The 9233-nt window shown below is 52.5% G+C and carries 8 protein-coding genes and 1 tRNA gene; 5 read left to right on the top strand and 4 right to left on the bottom strand.

Annotated elements, in window-relative coordinates; genetic code table 11:
• Positions 1-271: 271 nt before the first annotated feature.
• Complete coding sequence (locus tag Q0816_RS18730; protein WP_298853504.1) at positions 272-1624, top strand: hypothetical protein; 1353 nt, start codon at positions 272-274, stop codon at positions 1622-1624.
• Positions 1625-4346: 2722 nt separating this feature from the next.
• Here the strand turns inward: Q0816_RS18730 and Q0816_RS18725 are convergent.
• Positions 4347-4568: an HGGxSTG domain-containing protein gene (locus Q0816_RS18725; protein ID WP_298853502.1), complete on the bottom strand. Its 222-nt coding sequence runs from the start codon at positions 4566-4568 to the stop codon at positions 4347-4349.
• Positions 4569-4763: 195 nt separating this feature from the next.
• Positions 4764-5408, bottom strand: a complete 645-nt coding sequence (locus Q0816_RS18720; RefSeq protein WP_298853500.1) for a hypothetical protein — start codon at positions 5406-5408, stop codon at positions 4764-4766.
• Positions 5409-5544: 136 nt separating this feature from the next.
• Here Q0816_RS18720 and Q0816_RS18715 point away from each other — a divergent pair, with 136 nt between their 5' ends.
• The gene (locus Q0816_RS18715; RefSeq protein ID WP_298853497.1) at positions 5545-5808 is read left to right on the top strand and encodes a hypothetical protein; all 264 of its coding nucleotides are present in this window, start codon (positions 5545-5547) and stop codon (positions 5806-5808) included.
• 19 nt (positions 5809-5827) lie between these two features.
• Here Q0816_RS18715 and Q0816_RS18710 read toward each other — a convergent pair whose 3' ends face one another.
• Positions 5828-6094 (bottom strand): transcriptional regulator, encoded by a 267-nt coding sequence (locus tag Q0816_RS18710; protein WP_298853495.1) that lies wholly within the window; start codon positions 6092-6094, stop codon positions 5828-5830.
• A 56-nt stretch (positions 6095-6150) separates the two neighbouring features.
• On the opposite strand from Q0816_RS18710, the gene Q0816_RS18705 reads away from it, so the two are divergent.
• From Q0816_RS18705 to Q0816_RS18695, 3 genes are all read left to right on the top strand, one after another.
• Entirely contained in the window at positions 6151-6588 is a 438-nt protein-coding gene (locus Q0816_RS18705; protein ID WP_298853493.1) for a hypothetical protein, read from the top strand.
• A 64-nt stretch (positions 6589-6652) separates the two neighbouring features.
• Positions 6653-7156, top strand: a complete 504-nt coding sequence (locus Q0816_RS18700) for a hypothetical protein (protein WP_298853491.1) — start codon at positions 6653-6655, stop codon at positions 7154-7156.
• A 102-nt stretch (positions 7157-7258) separates the two neighbouring features.
• A complete protein-coding gene (locus Q0816_RS18695) occupies positions 7259-8683 on the top strand; it encodes a trypsin-like peptidase domain-containing protein (RefSeq protein ID WP_298853489.1) in 1425 nt (474 codons plus the stop codon).
• Between the two features lie 308 nt (positions 8684-8991).
• Here the strand turns inward: Q0816_RS18695 and Q0816_RS18690 are convergent.
• Positions 8992-9077, bottom strand: a tRNA-Leu gene (locus tag Q0816_RS18690).
• Positions 9078-9233 lie beyond the last annotated feature (156 nt).

The raw sequence follows: 9233 nt of genomic DNA, 5'->3' as shown, positions 1-9233 counted from the left end.
TTTCGCATTCGTTTGCTCCTTCGAAAAGTTGAGCAAACTCTACATCAGAGCGAGGGAAGTTTCGGGGGGCAGGTCACATCTCTTCCCGTAGGCTTCTTTCCCCCAAGTATTGTTCACGACTTGTTCTTGATTTTTAGGTGGTAATATGCTACCCCACATTGAGGATATCGAGGGTAAAAAATGATAGCGCAGAAGGTAAGAGAGCAGGCAGCAGGAAGTACCTCCGCAGAGGGGATATGCCACTAATGACCAAGCGCGGATTGCTGAAATCATGGAAGGCGCAAAGCCGGTGGATCTGATGCAGCGTGATGTTGATCAACAGCGCATCGCAGAAAACCCGGTTGCGGCCCGCGCACAGGAATTCATCCAAGGCACCCCGTTTGTAGGTGAGTGGGCAGACGAGGCCGTAGGAATGGTTAGCCCCGAGGCGGCGGAAAACATGCGCCTGACCTCTGATGCAATGGAACGTCAGCATCCCGGCCAATCTGCCGCCCTCAACGTTGCAGGCGGCGTTGCCACAGCGATTCCCTTAGCCGTTGGTGCCGGGGCCGCGAAAGCCGGGGATTTCATCGCCAAGGGCGCAAATACGCTTGGGCGTGGGATGCGCGCGGGCGCGGTTTCTGCTCCGGCTGGAGCCGTAGAAGGCGCTGCAAACTTCGCAGGGCGGGCCGATGAAGGCGAACGCATTCAAGGGGTTGCTAAGGGAGCCGCAATTGGTGGAACGCTTGCCGGGTTCCTTGGCCCTATCGCCTCAATGAGCGGTGAGGGCATTACCGCGATAGCCCGCCGGGTAAAGAAACTGGATGCCCGCACGATTGCAGATGAACTTGGCATCTCCCCTGCCGCGGCGCGGATCGTCAGGCGAGGCATCGTCAATGACAATCTGAACGAGGCGCAGGCGCGGTTAACTCGGCTGGGTGAAGATGCGCTGCTAGCCGATGCAGGCCCTTCAACAGGGGCGCTGTTGGACGCAGCGGCCACAACAGGCGGAAAAGCCCTAAATGCCGCCAGAAACGCCGTAGAAGGGCGCGCAGCGCGGGTTGGTCAGCGACTGAATCAAGTGCTCGACGGGGTTTTCGGTAAACCCAAGGGAATCAAGGCCGCAGCCAAGGAAATTTCACAAGGCACCTCAACGGCAAGGCAAAAGGCCTATGACGCGGCCTACGCAAAGCCAATCGATTATTCCGGGGGCGCTGGGCGCAGCATTGAAGACACCCTGTCACGTGTGCCGGCGAAAACCCTACAGACCGCGATTGATGAAGCCAACGAAGCGATGACAGCCAATGGCCTGCGTAATCAGCAAATCATGGCCCAGATTGGCGACGATGGTAGTGTTGCCTTCCGAGAGATGCCGAATGTGCAGCAGTTGGACGAAATCAAGAAGGCGTTGGACGGCATAGCCCGCGAATCCGTCGATCAGTTCGGTAGAATGAATGCCAAGGGCCTCAGGGCGCGGAAACTGGCCTCAGAGCTACGGGAGGCCGTTAAAAAGGCTGTGCCCTTCTACGGGCGCGCTCTGCGCCTTGGTGGCGACAAGGTTCAACAGGACGAAGGGTTGGCGTCCAGTTTCTCTTCAGTGATGCCGGTCAGTTTGATGAATAGAGGATCAAGGGAAGAGCGTTGACCAGTTCTATCCATTGGAATGGTGTAAAAACGAGCCTTGTCCAAAATGCGACCGTCATCATTTAAGCTGAGCTTCACAAGCCCTACCTGTGCAATCACTGGATCTGGATCATAAGGCCCACACCAAAACCTCGACGGAGAGCCACCCGAAGTCAGGAACTCGCAGTCAAAGATAATGGCAGTAGTCAGTTTCTTGCTCCCTAGCGCCGCCAAACTTGGTAAAGTAAGGGTAATCTACTGTGCAAATAAGATGGGTTCCAAGGTACTTCACTCAACCCCGTACAGCCCCCTGGGGCAGTGCCAAGGCTACAGTAGACAACACAATTCGAGGGGCAGCAAGGGCTCCCCCGCGAGGGGAAACGAGAGTTCGACGGTTACCCCCTGCTACATGGGGTCTGCGCCAAAGTGCAGATGAGTATTTGGATTGCACTTATTGGCCCACAAGTCCGCGTACTCCCGCATCAACTCCCGCCTGTCTTCAAGCAATACCATGAGTTGACACGCAGCCCACATCGCCGCGTTGCAGTCAGCGTCTTCGCTTTCTAACTGAAATGCGTTCATAGCAGCGGTGTTAGGGGTTGATGGCTTGTGCATCAGCCTTAAGTTCCCTTCAAGTTACAAAAAAGGTAAAGCCTGACATGAAACCAACGGCAACCCATGAAGAGGAAGCTGCAAAGGTCAAAGTAAGGTCCAGCATCCGTTCATCCCTCAAATTTCATTTTGCATCCCGGTCATCAGACTCTTCAGGCAAGCAATCGCATGACAATATGAGTGAATGCGGTTGAACACGCAGAAAACGGGTCGTTAACATTCGGTTAACTTTTCCAGATCCGCAGCGAAGCCGAGCCAATGTTAACGGTGCATGAACGAGACGTTTCTGCATGGTTAAGGTTGGTTCTGACAATGTTTCCAAACGAACAACAGTACAGCTTTGACAGTCAGAATGGTGGTAACGATGAATCGTGGTGCGTATGGTGAACTTAGCGACGACTACAAGAAATGGGCAGAGTGGACCCTACACCCAAAGAAGCGCCAGGTTAAGCTGACAGACTATGTATCAGGTTTTGTGGTCGCGTTTTCGGCCATTGTTGCTAGTGACTTCCCTCAGTATTTGATATTTTGAGAGTGACATGGCGCAAGAAGGCAACTCTTCTCGCCTAGCAATTCGCCTTAACGTTAAGTGACAAAAACCAAGTATTTACGAAAGCCATGACTTTGGAGCAGTCGATGCGGTTTTCATTCCCGTTATTTAGATTGGTTTCCGGAATCTTTAAGTGGCACCGGTGGGACTATTGGACGCCAAATGACAGAGTTTGCAAAAGGTGCGGGCTTGTTCAGTACCGCGCCGGACAACGGTATCCTTGGATCGATAAGTAGGTGGGGACCGGCTATATGCGGCCCATTCCGAAGGTAGCATAAGGTGATTGTCCAACCGCCAATGGCGGTTGAACAATTACGTCGCGTTCAGCTAGGCGCTAAAGGGCTACCTGTACTGTAGGCATATCAATGTTCCGGACGAGAACAATGATACACTTTCGGCCTTACTGCTTAGTCTCCCTTGCCATCGTCATCACGATTAGGGTGTATGCATCACGCATATACCTTCGGACGGAATTGGGGCTCTTTTTACCCTCTGTTCTTGTCCGGACCAGTTCAGACCCATCGCCTCCACAACCGGCTTCAAGGCAACGAATATACCGTTTTCGCCACCTAAGATTTTCTTCACGCGCGTACTGCGCAGAAAGTCTTGCGACCTGCTATTCCCGCTATTCTTGCTATTCTCGCGACGGGTCCAGCTTTGGGCCGGTTTCTCAAAATGAGGATTCGACGGTCTACCCCTGCTACTTCTGCTACTTTTGCTACATGAGGCCTGTGTAAGGGGCTGACGTCAAATTCAGGGGGTAACGATTCGTGACTCCCTGGGTCAATCACAATGTGTTTGCCCATCGAAATTGAGGAAACAGGGGCTTTTTGGCGGCAGTCCCGCCATAAGTTTGCCTCATTTATGCGCCCTAAATGCCGTAATTGATTATTTGCGGATTGAGGTGGCATGCGCGATTGGGGTGAAGCAAACCTGAGTGATGACCAGAAAAAGTGGGCTGAGTGGAGTATGAAGCCCAAAAAGCGCCAGCGCAAACCTACTGGGTACGTCGCTGGAGTTGTCATCACCTTTACGGTAATCGTAGCCGCAGGCGCTCATCAGTTCTTGCTTCTTTGAAGTAACTGTACGTCCCCCATTGGGGGTTGTACCGGTGCGCTTGGTATTTGCGCCACCGTGGCGCAAACCTCTCCAGCCCTTACGGTATTTGGTTTTCTTGCTGCTTACTATTTTCCTGCATTGAGGAAAAGCTTGTCTACTTTTGCCTACTTTAGGCGCGCCGCTTTCTTGCTGCCATCTTGCGACAGCCTTCCTTGCAATACTTGGCGTCGATCCGCTTCCACACCGGCATGAGATCCCCGCAATGGACACAGTGCCAGCCCCGAGAATAGTTGCGCGCCAGTGTATTTGCCCGCTGCGCGATCCGGTGCGCGTTCTGCCAGGGATAAGAAGTTGACACTATGCGCACAAAGGGCGGGTCGAGTTCCTCAATCCAGATTGTTGAGTAATCCCGATCCGTCATTTTTCTCTGTACCTTTTCCGGGAACAAGCATTGATATCATTGGGCTTTCGGGTTTGACTCCCTCGCGCGCGTATTGGTCGCGAAACTCTGTTTCATTGCCCCTCAGGCGGTCGCGCATTCGACTTCCCGCGCGATAGCCAATAGGCGCTTGCGCTCAGCCCAAAGAGCCTTGGCACACTCTGATTGACGTTTGCGCCCCTCTGCTGTCTTTGCGCCCGTAGATAGCCCACCATGCAGGCGGCAGCGGGTCTTGCCGGGGACGGGCGTCTCCATGCATACACCGCCCTTGGTCTTGGCTCCGCAAATCTTGGTTTCGCTGGTCATGTATTGCCTCCTGTCTGGACGTGGCGCGCGGACGTTCTTAAATTGTTGGCATGCGTAGATTGCTTATTCACCTCGCCATTGTGCTTATACTGCTCTGCGCCCCTATTACCGTTTATGCGATTGGCTGGGGGTACATGCAGATTTACCATCAATTCGGTTTTGTCCCCTTCTTCATCGCCTGTGTCTGCGGGACTGTTACCGCGCTAGGGATTGCTTCCCTGATTGATAAATCCCAAGAGCAGTAGCACCAGCCACCACACGACCGATAAGCTCTGATTGTGCATCCTTGATAGGTTGCCCCTTCAATGCCCCCCTAACTGCCTTGAGCGCGTCCTGTGCGTTCTTTCCTTTGATGCCGGTTAGCGCTTTGGCGATTTCCGCGAACATACCTCTCTCGCGAGCTGACATGCTGGCCGGATCTATCGCCGCAATGGACTGTGACACCGCGCGCGCCGCATCCAGAGGATTGCCGAGGTTGCCTGTCGTTCGACGCAACAGGCCGGGTGAGGTTTCTTCTGCAACCTGACTTTGGATAGACTGGCGTTGTGCGGTTTTGGAGTTCTGAGCTACAGCCGCCCGAAGCTCCAGAGCCGTTGCGGATCGATCCAATTCATTCAAGAGCCGATCCGCGCGGGGGCCTCCAAGAACAAGGCGGAGCTTCACAACATTGGCGCGGCTGGACATCTCTTTGACCAGTTGCATGGCTTCACGCGCGTCTGTGTTTGGGTCTGAAATGGTGCGGCGCACATTGGAAAGGGTATGCTCGATGCTTTCCCGAACACCCCGCCTGACGGCCTGACGCGCATCGTTGGAGACGCCTTGGTTCAGGAAGGCTTTCACATCCTCAACCGCTGTTCCTTTGAACAGGAGGTTTTTGCCGAGCGCTAAGGGGGCATCACTATTAACCACCCTGGATGCTGTGAGGGACTTCGCTGACGGGGCAAAGCTTTGGTCTTGGGGCAAAGACGAATTCAACATGATGGCCATTAGCTGCTACGTGGAGGGTCTTAAGCCACCAATCCCTGTAGTTCAGTTCGGTAACGCCTGCGATTTGCTTTTGAAGGCAGGTATGCCCTACGAGGATCTGAAAGTGACGCGGAGCAATACTCTGGCTGCGTACTACAAAATCGATCATCCCCCATTGCGTGGCCATGATGCACTGGATGACGCGCTTTCAGTCGCCTACACTCTTCAGCACTTGCTCCAAAGCAGCAAGCTTATGCCCGAGGACTTTCTTTGATGACTTCCGCTGGCATGCACTAACCATTTTGGGTGTTTAAAACCAAAACCACACCAACCCCATTGGCCGTGTCGCCTTCATCAAGGAACTGAATACCTTGGGCTTCGAGTGCTTTGCGAATGGCCACTGCTGTCTCTTTGCGTCCACCCACTGCTCCGTCCTTTGTCTCAAGTCTGGCAATGGTTGGATACGAGACCCCGGAGTGCTGTGCTAAGTCCATTTGGGACCATGCCAGCAGCGCTCTAGCCGCTTTGATTTGCCTAATTGATAGAATTTCTATTGACATCTGCACTGCTCGTTATGATATGTTTTCTATCATTATCACAACCGAAGGAAACAGCAATGACTGATCAACGCGTTTGCGCGAACGATAGCGTTCATCCTGAAGTCTTTTTGGCTGACCATGAAGACTTGGCCACATGTGAGCAGAGAAAACAGGCATTCTGCCTATGGTTCGACCTGCCGGACCCAGGCCTGCGTGTCGACGAAGACGGAGGCATCTTGATTGATGATGTGTTTCTAACTTGGTGCGAAGAAGAAGGCATTTCCATCGACTGGCTTGCCTGTGGTGACCCAAAAGGTATGGCGACTGCGTTCCGAGAACGTCAGCAGGGCCGCAATAAGATGGAACCAATACTTGCCAAGCTCGACGAAGACGAAGTGAACATGCTTACCTTTGCAATGAATGCGCATGTAAAGAATCATGTGCCGTTGGATCAAGCAATGGAAACTTTCGAAAAGAGCCTCAAGGAGTATAGGAAGGAGACAAGCGCAGCTTAAAGTTCATTGCCCAGAGAGCCGGGCGCGGCATTGTCTGCGCCCCATTACATTTTTGAGTATTGTTATGAGTTATTACAGCATCAACCGACATTGGTCGGATCAGTTCTTACCAGAAATAAAGAGCATCATCGGCAACCACATCCTGCACGCCGCTCCAGATCCACTGGACCACTTCCAGGCAACGGACCTGTTGATGCTGGACGCCAAGGACCTGCGTATCGCGGCAAGAGTGAGGCGGCACGGCTATGCCGCAAGGTATCCGCATCAGTTCACGATCCGAGCCAAACTGCCCTCAGGTGCCGAAACCGAACTATCCAAGATTGTGAACGGCCACGGAGATTGGATGTTCTATGGCCACGCCGGGCCAGACGGAGAAACCATCCTGAATTGGTGGCTGATTGACTTGCGAGCATTTAGGGCGGCGCTGATCCGGCATAGGACGACTGGTGCTCATCTGCATATGGGCGACAAGTGCAATGCGGATGGGACTTGCTTCAAGTGGTTCGACATACGGTCGTTTCCGAAGGAGCCGCCGCTGGTGATGGCACAAGGCTCCAGCAATGTTTGATTCTTCACACAATGCAGAAATCAATCATTGCCGTCCTAGAAATACCCTTTTCTGCATGTAAACTATTGCCACAAAAAATCGTGCATCCTGTTGAGCTGTTTAATGAGAATTTTGCTAAATCTAGTTGCAGTTATTTCTCTTGTTGGTGTGATTTTTCCTTCAATTGCACGTTCGCAAGACTTTGAGGCGTTGCTACAAGGGTTTGACGCGACCAATCTCAGCTACGAAGACAAGCGGTTTCTGCAGACTGCACTTGCATTTGAGGGTCACTATCATGGCCTGTTAGATGGGGCGTGGGGCAAGATCAGTAATCGAGCGCTAGACGACTACTCTCGCGAAGTGTTCGAGACAGATCCCGAAGACTGGCACATGGCGTTTCTGGCGTGGACCCTATTCGAGCGCATCTCCCAAGATGGTTGGGATATCCAGTACTTTGAGGGCTTGGGGTTGTCTTTCCTATGGCCTGAAGACGCGATTCGTCGCGAAGCTGATTCCGACTACTTTTTGAATTACCGTCACGCAAACAGCAGCTTTTCCATTTCCGTTGGAGTTCACTCAGTCGAAACTGCCCAGAGTCTTCATGACTTTACTATCCAATCTCATCAGCTTGTAAGTGATCCCTACACAGTTAGGAAAAACAACCTCGCCGTCTCCTCAGCAACAAAAAGAGATAGCTCTACCCTTTATACTAGGTCGGATTTTGTAAATGGGGGTTGGTCAACGGTGATGCTGTCTGCAAGCGAACAGGATGGCCACATTCTGGGAGCAGTAGCTTCCAGCATTTCAAAAGGCCGGGCCAATCCACTAGACATTTCGAACAACGGCAAACTTGATAGGGTCATTCAGCAAGTGGTCGCAGCACTCGAGGAGGCGGATGAATCAACTGGTGAAGATCCAGGGGCATCCAGTCCCGGCACTCAAGGAAGTGCCGGAACCGGCTTTATTGTCTCACGGGCTGGACATGTACTTACCAACCAGCATGTCGTAGACGGGTGTGCACAAGTGTTCATTGATGACAGGCCAGCAACTGTAGTCTCTTCATCCGAAGAGTACGACCTAGCGCTACTAAAATACGACGCACCTAAAGACAGGGGAATCGCCGTTTTTTCGGCCAGCCCTGCGAGATTGAATTCGGACGTCACCGCAGTTGGTTACCCATATGCGGGTCTTCTCGGTGGTCTTAACGTTACTCGAGGATCCGTTTCTTCTTTGAAGGGCATAGGTGGCGACTTGAGCACCATGCAGATTACAAGTCCCATTCAAAGCGGAAACTCAGGTGGCCCTTTGCTTGCATCCGACGGCGAGGTAGTCGGCGTGGTTGTCGCAAAATTGAACGAACGAGTAGTAACTGACGCCATCGGAGATACACCACAGAATGTCAACTTTGCCGTACGAGGAGAAATTGCAAAACTGTTCTTAACTCAGAATGCCATTAATCCGATTCTTAGCCTGGACGACAAGAAATTAGAACCTGAGGAAGTTGCCGACTTAGCCGCCAGCTTCACAACCTTTGTGGAATGCCGTTAACCATTGCAGGCGCAGCCGACGCCCTTGTGGCAGTTGTAGCTTCGGCTGATGCAGCTATCCCCGCAAGCCTTTCCCTTTCTACATATTTTGCAACAAGCGGCATTGTAGATGTGTGCTTTCCGGCGGTCATTCAGTAAGCTCCAGAATGCGCCTGTGTCGATGTTTACAGACGAAGCTGGGGGCGGGGTCTGAGCGACTTGAGACCATGCAGGTCCGAAGGAAAGAACAAGCACCAACGCAAGAAAGTGGGGCTGTTACTAGATAATGTAATATAATGGTTTGTTTTTATTGCTTTTTCCATAAAATTTTGGTGCGGGCGGTGGGACTCGAACCCACACGGGCATACGCCCTTCAGATTTTAAGTCTGATATGTCTACCATTCCATCACGCCCGCACGGCGCAGTCCCCAAGGACCCTTCAATTTTCTTACAAGCACAATAGGATGAGAACAATGTGCTTTGACGCAGGTCGGGCAGGAATTTTAGTGGAAAGTCGTGACCACTGCCCGCCTGCGTAGTAAGGGAGCGACCGAACCCCTCCCCTGAGCAGA

This window comes from uncultured Ruegeria sp., from assembly GCF_947497005.1.
Taxonomy (GTDB): domain Bacteria; phylum Pseudomonadota; class Alphaproteobacteria; order Rhodobacterales; family Rhodobacteraceae; genus Ruegeria.
The sequence above is the reverse complement of the archived record's forward strand: the minus strand, read 5'-3'. Positions and strand labels throughout refer to the sequence as shown.